Origin of the sequence: Coprococcus ammoniilyticus (assembly GCF_025567345.1) — a bacterium.
GTDB lineage: Bacteria > Bacillota > Clostridia > Lachnospirales > Lachnospiraceae > Coprococcus > Coprococcus ammoniilyticus.
This window is the reverse complement of the sequence record NZ_JAOQJS010000005.1, coordinates 99,951-118,415: the sequence shown is the minus strand read 5'-3', so window position 1 is coordinate 118,415 and position 18,465 is coordinate 99,951. Positions and strand designations below refer to the sequence as shown.

Sequence of the window (18,465 nt, the reverse complement as noted above, 5' to 3'; positions counted from 1 at the left end):
CTATAATGTGCTTCAAAATATATTAATACAATCAGGAGGTAAATTATCATGGATATTAAGAAAGTTGGAATATTTGCAGCAGGTTTATTGTTTGGTACGGCAGGTATCAAGGTATTATCAAGCAAGGATGCAAAGAAGGTTTACACAAACTGTACAGCAGCGGCTCTTCGTGCAAAGAAGTGTGTTATGAACACAGCTACAACCATTCAGGAAAATGTAGATGACATTTACCAGGGCGCTAAGCAGATCAATGCAGATCGTGAAGCAGAAGAAGATGTCGTTGTAGAAGATATTCCTGCAGAGACAGCAGAAGAAACTGCTGAGTGCGCATGTGAAGCTGCAGCAGAAAATACAGAAGCAGTAGAGGCATAAGAAAAATTTAGATAAGAGGATGAGCTGAATTGAAATTCATAATAAAAGATAAGATGAAGGGCAGACTGCGTGTGCATATGTGTCAGAATCATATGTCATATGAAGAAGCTGATATTCTTTTATATTATCTGGAGTCTTTTGAACCGGTCAGCTCGGCAAAGGTGTATGACCGGACGGCGGATGCAGTGATCTGTTATACGGGAAATCCGGATATCATTATCGACAGACTTCGCAGATTTCATTATGAAGATGTAAAAGTCCCAAATGGTTATCTGGAACGAAGCGGCAGAGAGACGAATGCGATGTATCAGGAGAAGCTGATCGATAAGATTATCTTCCATTATGCAAGAAAGTGGCTTCTGCCATATCCGATATCAGCAGCTTATACAGGTCTGATGTCTGTTAAGTATATCTGGAAAGGCGTTAAGACTCTGACAAAGGGCAAGATCGAAGTTCCGGTGCTGGATGCAACATCCATTGGAGTATCTGTCTTACGAGGGGATATGAAGACTGCAGGTTCGATCATGTTCCTGCTCGGAATCGGTGAACTGCTTGAGGAGTGGACACATAAGAAGTCGGTCGATGACCTGGCACGTACGATGTCATTAAATGTCGGAAAAGTGTGGTTAAAGACAGAGAATAACGAGATATTGGTTGATTCTGATACGATTGCAAAAGGAGATCATGTCGTTGTCAATGTCGGAACGATCATTCCGTTTGACGGAACTGTCTGTGATGGTGAAGCAATGGTGAATCAGGCATCACTTACCGGAGAATCCGTATCCGTCAGACGTACGGCAGGAAATGTCGTATATGCCGGAACAGTGGTAGAAGAAGGCTCGCTCATAATAGAAGTAAAAGAGGTATCCGGTTCCAGCCGATATGAGAAGATTGCGCAGATGATCGATGAGTCTGAGAAACTGAAATCCAATCTGGAGGGCAAGGCAGAGCATCTGGCAGACCGTTTGGTGCCGTACAGCTTAGGTGGTACGATACTTACCTATCTGCTTACAAGAAATGTAACAAAAGCCCTTGCGATCCTGATGGTTGATTATTCCTGTGCATTGAAGCTTGCTATGCCTGTATCGGTATTATCGGCGATCCGTGAGGCAGGAAACCGTAAGATTACAGTCAAAGGCGGAAAGTATCTGGAAGCGGTAGCAGAAGCGGATACGATCGTATTTGATAAGACCGGAACACTGACAAAGGCACAGCCTACAGTTGCGGGAGTCGTTTCCTTTAACGGAACAAGTGAAAACGAATTGCTTCGTATCGCTGCCTGTCTGGAAGAGCATTTTCCACATTCAATCGCAAAAGCCGTAGTGGATGCGGCAAAACGAAAAAATCTGGATCATGAAGAGATGCATTCAGAAGTAAAATATATCGTAGCGCATGGAATCTCGACAACAATTGGGGATTCCAAGGCGATCATCGGCAGTTATCATTTTGTATTTGAGGACGAAAAATGTACGATACCGGAGGGGATGGAAGAAGTATTTGAGAATCTTCCGGCGGAATATTCCCACCTCTATCTGGCGATCGATAACGAGCTTGCGGCAGCAATCCTGATTGAGGATCCGTTAAGGGAAGAATCTGCAGATATTGTAGAACGGTTAAAGTCGGTTGGAATCTCCAAGGTCGTTATGATGACCGGTGATTGTGAACGGACTGCAAAGGCGATCGCAGAGCATGTCGGTGTCGATGAATATTATTCAGAGGTACTGCCGGAGGATAAGGCTGCATTTGTAGATCGAGAGAAGGCAGCAGGCAGAAAGGTTATCATGATCGGTGATGGTATCAATGATTCACCGGCACTTTCAGCAGCAGATGCAGGCATCGCGATCAGTGATGGTGCGGAGATTGCCAGAGAGGTCGCAGATATTACGATCGATGCGGACAGTCTGGATGAGATTGTGACATTGAAGATACTTGCAAATCTTCTTATGAAACGGATTCACAGAAATTATCGTTTTATCGTAGGGTTTAATACCGGGCTGATCGTGCTTGGAGTTGCGGGTGTGATCGCACCGACAACATCTGCACTTCTGCATAATACATCAACCTTGATGATCGGATTAAACAGCATGAAAGACATGTTGCCCGAGTTATAATAGATGTGCTATACTATCTCCATGTGTTTCAGGTGCGGAAGAAAATCTGCATTTTAGACATATGGGGATATTATTATATAGAAAGAGTTATACGAATATGCCGGAATCAAATCTTACAAAGAAAGCGATTGCATTAAGTGCAAAAGAACTGACCAAAGAGAAACCATATGACAAAATATCGATCAGTGATATTGCAGACCGATGCGGAATCAAGAGACAGACATTTTACTATCATTTTCAAGATAAATACGAACTGTTGGTCTGGATCTATTTTAATGAATTATTTGCTCCTAATATGGAGGACATATCCTTAGAGAACTGGGATGAGAAATTAGGCGCGATCCTCACACAGATGCAGGAGGAGAAAAAGTTCTATATTAACACGATCAAACATGCAGAGGATTATATTATCCAGTATATGCTTGAGGTTGCAGAACAGACCTTTGAAGAGGCAATTGATAAGTTAGACGAGAAATCTCATCTGAAAAACGAGGAACGTGGTATATTTGCCCGGTTCTTCGCATATGGGATCTGTGGGATTATCGTTGAATGGGCAAAGGGTGGCATGAAGATGGCACCGGAGAAGCTGGCTGATTATATGAGGGAGATGCTTGAGAAGTGTAAGCAGGCAGTCTATATATCCGATCATGACAGACAGTAGCAGAAGCCGGGCAGACCTTGGTGTACAGACAGTACAGAAAATGATAGAATTTATCAGGTATTCAGGCTTTTTTTATACTTATTTTAGAATTCGTTTTGACATTTCCGGATAAATGTCAAAAAAATTGTCAACCCTAAAATCTTGTATAATTACAAACAAACAAAATAATCATATTCTATGAACGGAAACAAGAAAAAGGTTTCCGTTCATTTTTTGTATTAACGAAAGGATTGATTCTATGAACAAATTTGGAAAGGCGATTGTAAAGCTTCGTGTACCGATCTTAATTATCAGTATCCTGCTTTTGATCCCGGCAGCGATTGGTTTCTTGAAAACCAGAGTAAACTATGATGTACTTTCATATTTACCAAAGGATATCGAAACCATGAAAGGTCAGGACATTCTGGCGGATGATTTCGGAACGGGTGCTTTCTCCCTGTGCCTGGTAGAAGGGATGGACGATAAAGATGTCGTCAAATTAAAAAAACAAATGGAACAGGTAGACAATGTTGATTCTGTAATCTGGTATGACTCGATTATGGATATTTCTATTCCGGATGAGATTTTACCGAAAGATATCAGAGAGGCATATCGTAATGATGATTGTACGATGATGGCAATTATCTTTAAAACAACAATGTCTTCCGATGAGACAATGGAAGCGATCACTCAGATCAGAAAGCTTGCAAGTAAGCAGTGTTTCATCAGCGGAATGTCAGCCGTTGTTACGGATACCAAGGATCTGTGTGATAAAGAGGTTCCAATCTATGTAACCATAGCAGTTATCTTATCGCTGATCGTATTATCACTGACTATGGATTCCTTCCTCGTACCGATCTTTTTCTTATTAAGTATCGGTATGGCGATTGTATATAACTTGGGAACAAATGTATTTAAAGGAGAGATCTCTTACATAACACAGGCACTTACCGCAGTCCTGCAGTTGGGTGTAACGATGGACTACTCGATCTTCCTGTGGCACAGTTATCAGGAAGAGAAAAAAGTAAATGGCAAAGAGAATAAAGAAGCTATGGCAGATGCGATCGCTTCCACCTTCTCATCTGTTATCGGTAGTTCGATCACAACAGTAGCAGGTTTCGTTGCACTGTGCTTCATGACCTTTACCTTAGGCCTTGACCTTGGTATCGTTATGGCAAAGGGTGTCGTTATCGGTGTTATCTGTTGTGTAACCGTACTCCCATCCATGATCCTGATCTTTGATAAGCCGATTGAAAAGACCTGTCACAGATCTTTACTTCCTAAGTTTGATAAGCTTAGCAAATTTATCGTGAATAAGTACTGGATCTTCCATATCTTATTCCTGATCCTTCTGGTTCCTGCGTTATATGGTTATACACATACAGATGTTTACTATAACCTCGACAGCTCATTACCGGAGGATCTTCCAAGTATTCAGGCAAACCAGAAGCTGGAAGAAGAATTCAATATGAACTCTACACATATGATCCTGCTTGACAGCAATCTGGATGAAAAGAGTATTAATAAAGTTATTTCAGAAATTAAGACTGTCAAGGGTGTTAAGACTGTACTTGGTCTGGAATCTGTAGTTGGTCCTATGATTCCACAGAGTATGATTCCACAGGATTTGAAATCCAAGCTTGACAATGGCGAATGGAAGCTGATGTTAGTCATGTCAGAATACAAAGTAGCAAGTGATGAAGTAAATACACAGTGTGATGAGATCAATACGATTCTTCACAAATATGACAGTAAGGGTATGCTGATCGGTGAAGCTCCTTGTACAAAGGATCTGATCGAGATCACAGATAAGGATTTTAACACAGTAAGTACCGTATCCATCGGTGTTATCCTGCTGATCATATTATTCGTCTTCAAATCCGTATCACTTCCGATCATTCTGGTATGTGTAATCGAATTTGCAATCTTTATCAATATGGGTATTCCTGCATTTACAAATACAACATTACCATTCATCGCATCCATCGTTATCGGTACGATCCAGCTTGGTTCTACCGTTGACTATGCGATCCTGATGACAACAAGATATAAGAGAGAGAGAAGTAATGGCCTTGCTAAGAAAGAAGCAGTTACAGTTGCACTTCAGACATCTATGATTTCCATTATCGTAAGCGCATTAAGCTTCTTTGCCGCAACCTTCGGTGTTGGCTGTTACTCAGAGATCGATATGATCAGTTCTTTATGTACGTTGATGGCAAGAGGAGCTATCATCAGTATGTTTGTCGTCATCTTCCTGCTTCCTGCAGCGTTGATGTTATTCGATAAGCTGATCATCCATACAACAATCGGATTCAAGGGTATTACCGGCAAACAGAAAGTAGCTTATGCCGGAGCGGGAAATGTTGATCCGGCTTCGGAACAGAAAACGGCAGATGATGATGATTTCCTGAATGAAGACAGACCATTTGCAAAGAAGAAATCCGGAAACTTTGATAACTATGATTTTGATGACAGTTACAGTGACGATGATAAATATATAGATGTAAATAATGATTCCAATGGTCCTGCTGACCGGCAGTAGTAAATTAGGAGGTAATTAGTATGAGTTATAAAAATATGAAAGCAAGAAAAAGATTTATGGCGATCGCTCTGAGTGGTGCAATGATGTTATCCGTTACAGGCTGTGGCAGTACAGCAACAGGAGATGTACAGACATTAGAGAATCCGGAGATCATGAGTAAGAGCGATGAAGAATTGTCAGATGTACTTGAGAATTCTGTCGGACTTTCCGAGAATACAGACAGTGATAAAGATGAAACCGTTTACGTTATTGCTGATGCAGCAGGTAATAAGCAGGACGTTATCGTCAGTGAGTGGTTAAAGAACACAGATGGTGAGGCAACCATTAAGGATAGCAGTAACCTGACTGATATCGAGAATGTAAAAGGCGATGAGACATTTACAGAGAATAATGGAGAACTTGTATGGAAGGCAGATGGCAATTCCATTTATTATCAGGGCAAGTCAGAGGAGCAGGTTCCTGTAGAAGTTAAGGTTACTTATTATCTGGATGATCAGGAGATCACACCGGATCAGCTGGCAGGCAAGAGTGGCAAGGTAAAGATGAGATTTGAATATGTCAATAATTCAAAGAGTGGAGATGTATATACTCCTTTCCTGATGGCAACCGGTATGATCTTATCCAATGACAAATTCTCAAATATCAAGGTTGAGAATGGTCAGGTTGTAAATGATGGAAACAACAGTATCGTTGTTGGTATGGGTATGCCTGGTCTTCAGGACAGCCTGGATCTGCAGAAATTAGATGTTGAGATTCCGGATTACTTCGAGGTTACAGCAGACTGTACAGATTTCTCTCTGGACATGACAATGACAGTTGCTTCTACCGGATTCTTATCCAAGGACAGCGATAACAAGGATCTGAAGGATGCTGAATCTGATATCAACGAACTGATCGACACATACAGCGATGGTATGAATTCCCTCGTTGAAGGAATTACAGAATATACAGATGGTGTATCTTCCGTATCCGATGGTGTTGGTCAGGTAAAGGATGGCGCAGACAGCTTATATCAGGGTTCCTTAACTCTGGCACAGGGTGTTGATTCTGCAACAACAGGTGCTGGTACATTAAAAGCAGCATTTGAAGGTGAAAATGGTATCTTATCCGGTTCCAAGCAGATCAGCGACGGACTTGCAACATTAAACAAAGCTGTAAAGGGAATCGAACTTCCAACCAAGACAGAATTAAGTGATAAAGAAAAGAAAGCAATCAAGAGCACGATCACAGAAAATATTACAAATAACCTGACAGCAAACAAGGATAAGATCGCAGATGGTGTTGATAAGGATGCTGTAACAGCAGAGGCACAGAAGAATGGTAAAGCAGCAGCACCTTCTAAGGAATCCGTTGTAAAAGAAGCACAGGCAGCAGCGCCTTCCGCTGATACAGTTGCAGCAGAAGCACAGGCAGCAGCACCTTCCGCTTCTACGGTAGCAGCAGAGGCACAGGCAGCAGCACCTTCATCATCAACAGTAGCATCCGAAGCATCTGGTCAGTTTGCAACTTATTTCCAGGAATTTGTATCTGCTTATACACAGATGACAGGTTCCCAGCCGGATGATGCAACACTTGCTGCATTACAGGGAGCATTTGCAACTGCATATGGTGATGTATATGGAGCAGCTTATAAGTCAGGATATGGTACAGCTTATGGTTCCGGTTACAAATCCGGTTACGGTACAGCTTATGGCACAGCTTATACATCCGGCTACAGCACAGCATACGGTACAGCATATACCAATGCTTTCACAGCAGGTTATGGCAGTGCATATGGTACAGCTTATAAGTCAGGATATGGTACAGCTTATGTAGAAGGTTATAAGTCAGGATATGCAACAGCATATCAGGATGGTCTTTCCTATGGTGCGAATCTGGTACTTGGCAAGCTGAGTTCATTCTCCGGACAGATCACAACTCTGAAGAAGAGTGTAGACGCTCTGGCAACTGGTGCATCAGCACTGAACACAGGTCTTGGCAAGGTATATACAGGCACTTCTGATCTGTATAATGGTATGGTTAAGTTGAATGGTGGTGCAGGCAGCCTTACAAAGGGTGCAAATACTCTGAAAGAAGGCGCAGGCACATTAAAGGATGGCGCATCAAAGCTGACAGATGCAAGTGGTGACTTAAAGGATGGCAGTAAGCAGTTATCAGATGGTACAGATAAGATCGTTGATGCAGTAAATGACGCAGAAAAGGATCTGGATTCTCTGTCAGAAAAGTGCGATAAGGTCATCAAGGCCGGTGAAGCTTATGAATCCTTCGGTGGAATCTCAGATGATATGAAGGGTAGTGTTAAGTTTATCATCAAGACCGATTCAATCAGCAAATAATTAATAAATGAAAATCGTTTGCCCTATAAAAAGCATTGGTTGGATTTTGTTTACGATTTAAGACAAAAGGATACCTTGTTAGGACATCCGAAGTAGGAAAAAAGAATATAGTTTGACATAGGGGCTCCGGTTTCGCATGTTTTTCAATGAATCAATCCTTGAATATATGCCGGAGCCCTTTTAATGTGTACTAAGTGCATTTCCGGTTTTATATTCTGAATATGCCGATTACTTCCTCTTGATAAAATCTCTACATGAGACGCACTTGTTTTTCTATTTGAAACACATGCCTGATTCACACCTGCTCCGTGCTAACTCGCTCTTCGAGCTCAAACAAGCACCCGCAGGTGTTGGCAATGTGTTTCGCATAACGAAAAACTGCGTGAATGTCGTCATGTAGAGGTTTTATTATACGGAAGCAACGGCAATTATGTTATATGAACCGGAAATGCCTGTTGCAGCATGGAAAGGCGTCAGGCAGATTTAATGTTTAGCCGGAAATACAGAGGCTATTATATAAAAAAGGGGTTGACATATATACAGTTTAGATGTAACATAACGATGTTATGTGAATGGGCGTTCATATGTTAGAGCAGGATTAAATTGGTGGTGAGATGAGATGAAGGACGATCGGGAGACAAAAGAAAAGCTGCTTGCAAGTGCAGAGCATGAATTTATGGAGAAGGGCTATCAGGGTGCATCCCTCCGTAATATCTGTAAGAATGCAGGTGTGACGACCGGTGCATTATATTTCTTCTTTAAAGATAAAGATGATATATTTGCTTCACTGGTGGCACCGGTGCTTGGAAGTATCCGTACGATGATGGAAGCACATATGCAGCAGGAGTTGCAGGAGGTAAAAGGCGAGCTTCAGGAGGGGAAGGATGATTTCAGCGATGACATCTATGCATCCCGGCGGATCATTCATGAACTGTATCAGAATTATGACCGGGTACAGCTTCTGCTGACAAAGAGTCAGGGATCAAGTCTTGCAGGATGTATTGATGAATTTGTGGCATTTACAGAGAAGAATTACCGGATGCTGGCAGACGCACAGGCAAAGGTGTGTGGAGTTGCTGCACCGGATGATTATACGATACACTGGATGGCACATATGCAGATCGATGCATTTGTCCATCTGCTGACACATGAATCCGATGAAGAAAAAGCAGTTGCCCATCTGGGAGACATATTGAAATATCTGCTTGCCGGATGGTATGCACTGTTTCAGAGAGATGAATAGATAACAAAAAGCTATGTGAAATTTTATTTTGCATAGCTAAAAAAATGATAACAACATAACGGTGTTATGTAAGCAAAAAAATAACAGGAGGAAGCGAGTATGTATTTAGAGGTATCAGATGTAAAAAAAAGTTATGGAGAAGGTGGAAGCTACATACAGGTTTTAAAGGGAGTATCCCTTCAGGTAAAGCAGGGCGATATGTGTGTCATTCAGGGAACCAGTGGTTCCGGTAAGTCTACGTTATTGAACTGTATCGGTGGACTGGATACGATCGAATCCGGTTCGATCAAGGTAGACGGAACCGAGATCGCAGGCATGAAAGCAGATGAATTATCTGACTACCGAAGAGATTATCTGGGATTTATCTTCCAGTTCTATAATCTGGTACCGAACCTTACCGTGCGGGAGAATATACAGGTCTGTGAATATCTGACAGATCAGCCGCTTAATATGGATGAGCTGCTTGAGATACTGGGACTGACAGAGCATCAGAATAAGTTTCCGGCACAGTTGTCAGGTGGTCAGCAGCAGAGATGTGCGATCGCAAGAGCACTGATCAAAAATCCGAAGCTGCTCTTATGTGATGAACCGACTGGAGCACTCGATTCCAAGACATCAAGGGATATCCTGATCCTTCTGGAGAAGATCAATGCGACCTATGGAACGACAATGCTGATCGTAACGCATAATAATTCCATTAAGAATATGGTCGATCAGGTCGTGATCGTAAAGGATGGTCAGATCAGGAAAGATTATTACAATGAGACAAAGGTACCGGCAGCAGAATTGGAGGATTTATAAGATGCAGAAAGTATTGAGAAAAAGGATTTGGAGAGATTTCAAAAGCAACCTTCCAAGATATCTGGCATTGTCCCTTCTGATCATACTTACCATGTATCTGGTAGTCAGTCTGGTCGGTGCGGCAGAGACGATCATTCGCGGAAGTAAGAATGCTGACAGCAGACAGTGTGTTGAGGATGGAGATTTTTCACTGTTCGTACCGATGAAGAATGAAGAAATGGAAGATCTGGAAGCTGATGGTGTGGCGATCGAGCCACAGTTCTATATGGACTATGAGATTGACGAGGATCATACGCTCCGTATCTTTGCAAACAGAGATGAGATCAATAAGATCGATCTGGTAAAGGGTACACTTGCAGAAAAGGAAAATGAGCTGGTGGTAGAACGCCAGTTTGCAGAGAAGAATGATATATCAGCAGGTGATGTGATTACATTTGGCGGACGGGAATTTACCGTTACCGGAATCGGTACAACACCGGATTATGATAACGTATTAAAATCTCTGGGAGATACCGGATGCGACTGCCTGCATTTTGGTACAGGATTTGTTGCAGCTGATGTATACGATACACTTCGTGCGGAAGAAAAAAGTATAAAGTCAGAGGAATATTATTATGCATACCGGTTAAATGGTGCTATGACGGATGATGAATTAAAAGACCGCCTGGAGAAGCTGGAATTTACATCCGGAGATGTAGAAGATCCGTTTTTTCAGGAATACTGGGATCGTACGATGGGAAAGAAGGACGATCTGACAGATGGTATTCAGGAGCTGTTAGATGGAGCAAAAGAGTTAAAGGAGCTTAAGGCATTTGAAGATGGAATTATAGAATATACAGACGGAACAAAAGAAGCTGAAGATGGTTCCAATGAACTGCTGGATGGTATTCAGGAGTTAAAGGATGAGACAGATGATATGATCGATGACATCTTCTCAGAGGATGCACAGAACCTTATGACTTTTGTAAAGGCAGGGGATAATGCGAGAATTCAGGCGGCTTCCGGTGATCAGGAATTATACCGGAGCGTTGGTACGATCGCAGGTGCGATCCTGTTGATCCTGATCTCTTATGTATTATCAGTGTTCGTTGTACATTCGATCGATCAGGAAAGTGCCGTTATCGGTGCGTTATATGCACTTGGGGTAAAGAGAAAGAATCTGATGGCACATTATGTAACACTCCCGACTGTGATCACATTTGTTTCAGGTCTGATCGGAACACTGCTTGGATATTCAAGCCTTGGTGTGCCAATCCAGATGCAGGACTGCTACAACTATTATTCCCTTCCGGATCTGGATGTTATCTATATGCCATATCTGTTCATTTATGGAATCGTGGTTCCACCGGTTATTTCTATAATCGTTAATTCACTGGTTATCCGAAAGAGGCTGTCGAAGCCGGTTCTTACAATGATCAGGAATGAGCAGAAGGTTGGTAATGGTAAGGATATAAAGCTTGGAAATATGAGCTTCATGAATCTGTTCAAGATCCGCCAGATGCTTCGTGAGAGCCGTACCGGATTTACGGTAGTATTTGGAATGTTTGTAAGTCTTCTGCTGGCGATGATGTCACTGGAGATATATACTTACTGTGCGAATGTAAATCGTGATTATGTAAATGATACAAAGTATGAGTATATGTATACCTACAAATATCCGACAGAGGAAGTTCCGGAAGGTGGATATGAGGCATATGCAAAGACACTGAAAAAGAAAATTTACGGTTACAACTTTGACATAACAGTTATGGGACTGACAGAGAATAATCCGTTCTTTGATGTGAATCTGTCAGATTCATCCAGTAAGGTTGCGATCAGTTCTTCGATCGCTTACAAATACGGTCTGGATGTTGGTGATACTCTGACACTAAAGGATGATGAAGCAGATAAGATCTATGCATTTGAGATCGCATCTGTTGCGCAGTATGCTCCATCCTTTATGGTATTTATGCCATATGACAAGGCGCTTGAGTTATTCGACGAACCGGAGGATTATTTCAATGTTGTATTTTCCGACCATGCACTCGATGTCGAGACCGGAAGATTATATGCAACAACGACAAAGACCGATGTGAAGAAGGCTGCCGGTATCTTCTCGGATATAATGCAGGGAATGATCCTTACAATTGGAGGAGTATCTGTTCTGATCTTCATTGTTGTTATGTATCTGATGATGAAGGTTATGATAGATCGGTCTTCTTTCAACATTGCGTTGATTAAGATCTTCGGATACCGGAATAAGGAAGTGAAGAAGATGTATCTGGATGGTAATTTCTATATCATAACGATAGGAGCATTGATTTCGATTCCACTGACCAAATGGATCATGGATGTGGCTTATGAGCCTGCCTTTGTTCCGAATATTGCCTGCGGTATCGACAAGTCCTTCCCATTCTGGATGTACCTTGCCATCTTCGCAGGTATCCTGATCCTGTACTTCATCATCAACCATCTGCTGATCCGCAGAATCCGCAAGATGGTGCCTGCTGAAGTGCTGAAGAACAGAGAGTAGTAATTGCGAACATATAAGTTTTAATGTGAATGAGCTCGCTTGATATTACCAAGCAGGGGACGCTTTCGCTCGTTTCGGTCTGCAGCGGTACTAAGATGCCGCATATGCGCCATCTAAGGACCGGCGACCTCAAATGCCCCTGTCTCGGTAATTCAACGAGCTCATTCATAATTTAAGCTGAGAAGTTCGCAATTATTCTTTTTCGCCCAGTATTATAGCTCAAACAAGCACCCGCAGACGCTGGCAATGTGTTTCGCATAACGAAAAACTTCGCGAGTGTCTCATGCAGGGGTTTTGTTTTGTGGAAGTAATGCCAGTTACGAGGTAAGAACCGGAAATGCCTGTTGTCATCAAAAGACAGGATGTGGTAAACTGACCTCGTAGGCACATGCCTGCGGATAGTATATATCAGGAGGATATTGCATGTTATTAATAAAGAACGGCAGGGTCGTTGATCCTGTGACAAATACAGATCGGAAGCTGGATGTGCTGGTTGATGGTGAGGTGATCACAGAAGTGGAACAGCAGATAGATCCGGAAGCATGCAGGGAAAAGTATGGTACAGATGATGTTTGCGTGATTGATGCGGAAGGTCTGGTGGTTGCACCGGGGCTGGTCGATACACATGTACATTTCAGAGATCCGGGCTTTACTTATAAAGAGGACATCGAGACCGGAGCAGAGGCTGCCGCTTATGGCGGATTTACGACGGTTATCTGTATGGCAAATACGAAGCCGGCAGTTGATAATGTAGAGACACTTGAGTATATTCAGAGAAAAGGGGAAACGACCGGGATCCATGTGATCCAGACGGCGACCGTTACAAAGGATCTGAAGGGAAAAGAACTTGTAGATATGGAACTGCTGGCAGAACATGGTGCTGCCGGATTTACAGATGATGGTATCCCGATCATGGATGAAGAAGTCTTAACGGAGGCAATGTTTCGTGCGAAAGCGCTTGATCTGCCGATTAGTCTGCATGAAGAAGATCCTGCATTTGTAAAAGGTGCAGGTGTGAATATGGGAGCCGTATCCGAGCAGCTTGGCTATGGTGGGGCTTCCAGAACAGCAGAGGATGTCATGGTCGCAAGAGACTGTATCCTTGCCCTTCATACAGGAGCATCTGTCTGTATTCAGCATATCAGTTCCGGAAATTCCGTTGAGTTAGTAAGGCTGGCAAAGAAGCTTGGTGCGGATGTTCATGCAGAAGCAACACCACATCATTTTACACTGACAGAGGATGCAGTTCTGACCTATGGAACAATGGCAAGAATGAACCCACCGGTCAGAGAAGAAGCGGACCGGTTGAAGATCATTGAAGGTATTCAGGACGGCACGATCGATATGATCGTAACCGATCATGCACCGCACAGTGCAGAAGAAAAGGCACGTCCGATGGCACAGGCACCGAGTGGAATCACAGGCCTTGAGACATCACTGGCACTGGGAATCCGTTCACTGGTACAGCCGGGCTACATCACACTTATGAAGCTTATGGAGCTGATGAGTAAGAACCCGATGGAGTTCTACCGGATGACACCGGGCAGCATCCAGGCGGGAGCGCCGGCTGATATTGTGATATTTGGAGAAAATGAAGAATGGACCGTTGAACATTTTCATTCCAAAGCCTCGAATTCACCGTTTTTTGGTTGGACACTTCCGGGAAAGCTTCATTACACGATCTGCAACGGTAAGATCGTAGCAGAGAACTAGAACACAGGGGATACGGGTACATACAGGGAATCATACATTTTTTTGTACAGGAGAAAGAAGAAATGGCAAAAGAATTAAGATGGGCAGTACTTGGTACAGGTGTAATTGCAAATGAAATGGCACAGGCACTGGAACAGATGGGTAAATCCTTATATGCGGTAGGAAACCGTACCCATGAGAAGGCAGTTGCATTTGCGGAGAAATATCATGTAACAAAGGTATATGATGATTTTCATGAGATGTTTACAGATCCGGAGATCGACATTATCTATATTACAACGCCGCATAATACCCACATTGAATTCCTGAGACAGGCACTTGCAAACGGCAAGCATGTATTGTGTGAGAAGTCGATCACGTTGAACAGTGATGAATTAAATGAGGCATTGCAGATTGCAGAGAAGCATCATGTGATACTGGCGGAAGCCATGACGATCTGGCATATGCCATTATATAAGAAATTATGGGAGATCGTATCATCCGGTGAACTCGGAAAAGTTCAGATGATACAGTTGAACTTTGGAAGCTATAAAGAATATGATATGAATAATCGTTTCTTTAACATCAATCTTGCCGGTGGTGCATTGCTTGATATCGGAGTATATGCACTCAGTCTGATGCGCAGCTTCATGGCAGAGACACCGGATCAGGTGATGAGTCAGGTGCGGTTCGCGCCGACAGGGACGGATGAGCAGGCAAGCATCATCCTGATGAATAAAGAACAACAGATGGCAGCTATTACGCTGTCCATGCATTCAAAGCAGCCAAAGCGTGCAATGATCAGTTGTGAAAAAGGGTATATCGAGATCATGGAATATCCAAGAGCTGATAAAGCGATTATCGTAGATGCTGCAAGCGGAGCAGTTACACCGGTAGAAGCCGGTGAAACAAAGCGTGCGCTTGAATATGAGATGCGGGATATGGAAGAAGCGGTACAGTCCGGAGATGTAAGCCGGATGCAGATGCCTTTTACCGGAGATGTCATGAACATCATGACAGACCTTCGAAAGAACTGGGGCTTAGTCTATCCGGAAGAATCAGGAAAGACGGAGTAGATCCCATTTTGATGAGGTTCCGGTCTTTCGGAAGATATTCTGTAAGTGCTTCTGGATCGTGTTCTCACTGATCCCGAGAGTGGCTGCAATCTCATCGTTATTTGCAAATGAAAAGATCAGAGACAGGATCTCTGTCTCTCGTGGAGTAAGGTCATAGCCTTTTGCAAGTGCCGGGATACGGTTTGCAAGAGCGGTATGGCCTTTCTCTTTTTCCGGATATAGGATCTGTTCATAGGTTACGTTGATATGCTTGCCAAGAGAACGGAAGAAGAACATATCATCGTCTGTAAAATCCCCATCGATCTTGGTCCGAAACAGCGTCAGGATACCGGAGAATTCTCCACTGCAGATCATGCTGTACTGTAAGGAATCGTAGACATGGAATTTCTGATAACAGTGCTGATAGAGAGAAGAGTTCAGACGGACATCATCATTTACCAGATCGCTTTCTCTTACAAGCTGGGATTCCCGTACATTGTTGATCCAGAGCAGATGATCCTCACTCATATGATCGATGTAGAGCAGTTCTGCTTCATAGAAATAATCAGGAAAGCAGACCGGAGTCGGTACGATCTCAGTTCGGTTTTCCGGATTGACGGAGATAATGCTCGCATAAGTAAATGGGATCAGCAGGCGAAGCCTTGGGAGAAATTCATCTCTCAGTGCTTCATAGGATTTACATTGGTACAGTGTATATACGATATCGTTATAGATCAGAAAGTTGTTCTTTTCCATTGTGGGTCTCCTTCGCGTGAAATGATGTTGATTTTCAGGCAGATGCCAAGACTGCTTCATTTGCGTAGCAAGCCATCCGGTCGAAAGTTCTATAAATACAATTATATATTGCAAAATACTTGTTTTCAAGTATATACTACCGAAAATGATTAGCATTTACCTCAAATTAATAATTGAAAAACAGTAGGAAATTGAGATAAGCTATAAAAAGAAAAAGAGATTAGAGAAAGGAAGCGTTGCGGATGAAGGATAAAAAATATGTTATAACAATTACGAGACAGTTCGGAAGTCTTGGAAGACCAATCGCAAAACTGATGGCAGAACAACTGGGAATAGAGTATTACGACAGAGATATCGTGGATCAGGCAGCCAAGCAGTTGAAGCTTCCCGCTTCTGTTGTAGACGAAGAAGAAGAAAGTGCAAAGAAGATCTTCAAGAATCCTTTTTCCAGAATGGTACTTCCGCTTGGTGGTGGCACGAACAGTACCCAGGATGATATTTTCGATGCACAGCAGAATATCATACGATTTCTTGCAGAGAAAAGCTCATGCGTGATCGTTGGACGCTGCTCTGACTTTATTTTAAGCGAGATGGACAATGTGATGAATATATTCATCTATGCTCCGTACCCGGATCGTGTTGAGAATTGTGTGAATTCGATGGGACTGGAAATCGATGAAGCTCGTAAGATGATCGTAGCCGTTGATGAGGCGCGTGATTCCTATCACATGAATTATGCCGGATATAAGCCGGGAGACATCAATCATTGTGATATCCTGATCAACAGCAGTCTGCTCGGTGTAGAAAATACTGCAAAGTATCTGGCAGAACTGGTACGTGAGAAGTTTATCAGTGATTAATAAGGATTAGACGTAATTAAAATTAAGTAGAAACTTATCATATATAATAATTGTAAATAAGTAAATGAAATTGTAAACTAAAAGCAGTTGATACGAAGGCGTATCTGCAATGCTATAAGGCATTGCGGATGCGCTTTTTGTTGTTTTATAAGGAAAAATACAAAACGGAAAGGAAGAATGGTTATGACACATGGCTTGGTGGCACTGTTAATAGTGCTGATCGTAATTGTCGGTTCGATACTGACACATCGCTGCGAAGAATTTATGATCGGGGGTTCTCTGGTCGGCGCGGCAGTTTTATTTAAAGGTTCATTTCTGACACAATGGTGTACGATGCTTCAGGAGACGATTTCGGAAAATGTCTGGATCGTTGTAGTATGCGGATTGTTCGGCAGCCTGATCGCCTTACTTCAGACAGCAAAGGGAAATTATGGTTTTTCTAAGCTGGTTTCCAAATTATGTAATTCAGAGCGAAAGACATTACTTACCACATTTATACTTGGTATATTGATCTTTGTAGATGATTATCTGAACGTTTTATCGATCGGTGCCTGTATGAAGGGTGTTTACGATAAACGTAAGATACCGAGAGAGACACTGGCGTTCATGCTGGATTCCACAGGTGCTCCGGTCTGTGTACTTCTTCCGTTTTCAACATGGGCAGTTTTCTATGCAAGTCTGTTCATTGATCAGCCGAGTGTACAGGCATATGGATTCACCTCCGGTATGAAAGCGTACTTAAGTGCCATTCCATTTTGTTTTTATCCAATCATTATATTATTGATCGTATTTTTATTCTGTATGGGAATCATGCCAAAGCTTGGTGGTATGAAGAAAGCATATAAGCGAGTAGAGGAGACCGGCAAGGTCTACAGTGATGCCAGCAGAAAGTACAATCATGAAAACCGTGCAGGTTATGAAGAAGACGGAAATATCTGGGATTTCGTTATTCCGATGGCAGTCCTTGTAGCGATCGCCATTATCACAGGTGATCTTCTTCTGGCAGTTGTTCTTGCGATCGCATGTTGTATGCTGATGTATCTTCCAAGAAAGGTTATAGCTGTAAATGAATTCTTTGGTGTGATCGTAAAGGGATTTGCGGATATGCTTCCAACCCTTACCTTACTGGTACTTGCGTTCTTATTGCAGAAGGTAACAGAACAGCTTAACATGACAGATTATATAATCGATCTTGCACAGCCATTATTAACAGGCTCTCTGTTCCCGATGATCACATTTATCCTTGTTGCGGCGCTTTGTTTTGCAACCGGATCCTTCTGGGGCATGAGTGCAGTCGTTGCACCGATCGTATTCCCGCTTGGCGCAGCAATCTCCGCAAACCCGGTTCTGATCATGGCAGCAATTATCTCCGGTGGTGCATTTGGAAGCCATGCATGCTTCTACTGTGATGCAACGCTTCTGTCATCGAACAGTGCAGGCATTGATAATATGGAACATGCAGTATCCCAGCTCCCATATGTTATGATCGCAGCTATGTTGTCAATCGTTGGCTTCCTGATCTGTGGATTTATAGTTTAGAGTAAA

General features: G+C 42.7%; 13 protein-coding genes. 12 read left to right on the top strand and 1 reads right to left on the bottom strand.

All coding sequences use genetic code 11. The annotated features are described in order from the left end of the window. The first annotated feature begins 48 nt into the window (after positions 1-48). The 10 genes from OCV60_RS08815 to OCV60_RS08770 all read left to right on the top strand — a co-directional run bounded on the left by OCV60_RS08815 (position 49) and on the right by OCV60_RS08770 (position 15,325). Positions 49-372, top strand: a complete 324-nt coding sequence (locus OCV60_RS08815) for a DUF6110 family protein (protein ID WP_021944950.1) — start codon at positions 49-51, stop codon at positions 370-372. 29 nt (positions 373-401) lie between these two features. Next, complete coding sequence (locus OCV60_RS08810) at positions 402-2,483, top strand: heavy metal translocating P-type ATPase (protein ID WP_021944949.1); 2,082 nt, start codon at positions 402-404, stop codon at positions 2,481-2,483. Between the two features lie 97 nt (positions 2,484-2,580). After that, on the top strand, positions 2,581-3,144 hold the full coding sequence (locus OCV60_RS08805; RefSeq protein WP_021944948.1) for a TetR/AcrR family transcriptional regulator C-terminal domain-containing protein: 564 nt from the start codon (positions 2,581-2,583) through the stop codon (positions 3,142-3,144). 238 nt (positions 3,145-3,382) lie between these two features. Further along, a complete protein-coding gene (locus OCV60_RS08800) occupies positions 3,383-5,665 on the top strand; it encodes an efflux RND transporter permease subunit (protein WP_021944947.1) in 2,283 nt (760 codons plus the stop codon). 20 nt (positions 5,666-5,685) lie between these two features. Then, entirely contained in the window at positions 5,686-8,001 is a 2,316-nt protein-coding gene (locus tag OCV60_RS08795) for a hypothetical protein (protein ID WP_117807185.1), read from the top strand. Between the two features lie 619 nt (positions 8,002-8,620). Beyond that, entirely contained in the window at positions 8,621-9,244 is a 624-nt protein-coding gene (locus OCV60_RS08790; RefSeq protein ID WP_021944945.1) for a TetR/AcrR family transcriptional regulator, read from the top strand. 99 nt (positions 9,245-9,343) lie between these two features. Beyond that, complete coding sequence (locus OCV60_RS08785; protein ID WP_008402679.1) at positions 9,344-10,045, top strand: ABC transporter ATP-binding protein; 702 nt, start codon at positions 9,344-9,346, stop codon at positions 10,043-10,045. A 1-nt stretch (position 10,046) separates the two neighbouring features. Next, the gene (locus tag OCV60_RS08780) at positions 10,047-12,557 is read left to right on the top strand and encodes an ABC transporter permease (RefSeq protein ID WP_262530046.1); all 2,511 of its coding nucleotides are present in this window, start codon (positions 10,047-10,049) and stop codon (positions 12,555-12,557) included. 423 nt (positions 12,558-12,980) lie between these two features. Then, on the top strand, positions 12,981-14,270 hold the full coding sequence (locus tag OCV60_RS08775; RefSeq protein WP_262530045.1) for a dihydroorotase: 1,290 nt from the start codon (positions 12,981-12,983) through the stop codon (positions 14,268-14,270). A gap of 62 nt (positions 14,271-14,332) precedes the next feature. Further along, positions 14,333-15,325 (top strand): Gfo/Idh/MocA family protein, encoded by a 993-nt coding sequence (locus OCV60_RS08770; RefSeq protein WP_262530044.1) that lies wholly within the window; start codon positions 14,333-14,335, stop codon positions 15,323-15,325. Here the strand turns inward: OCV60_RS08770 and OCV60_RS08765 are convergent. Beyond that, positions 15,308-16,060, bottom strand: coding sequence for a helix-turn-helix transcriptional regulator (locus OCV60_RS08765; protein ID WP_161117541.1), 753 nt, complete (start codon positions 16,058-16,060; stop codon positions 15,308-15,310). The two genes, OCV60_RS08770 and OCV60_RS08765, sit on opposite strands and share 18 nt — an antisense overlap. Positions 16,061-16,302: 242 nt before the next feature. Between OCV60_RS08765 and OCV60_RS08760 the strand changes: the two genes are divergently transcribed. Then, entirely contained in the window at positions 16,303-16,920 is a 618-nt protein-coding gene (locus tag OCV60_RS08760; protein WP_021944939.1) for a cytidylate kinase-like family protein, read from the top strand. A gap of 183 nt (positions 16,921-17,103) precedes the next feature. Continuing rightward, on the top strand, positions 17,104-18,459 hold the full coding sequence (locus tag OCV60_RS08755; protein WP_117785683.1) for a Na+/H+ antiporter NhaC family protein: 1,356 nt from the start codon (positions 17,104-17,106) through the stop codon (positions 18,457-18,459). The last annotated feature ends 6 nt before the right edge of the window (positions 18,460-18,465 follow it).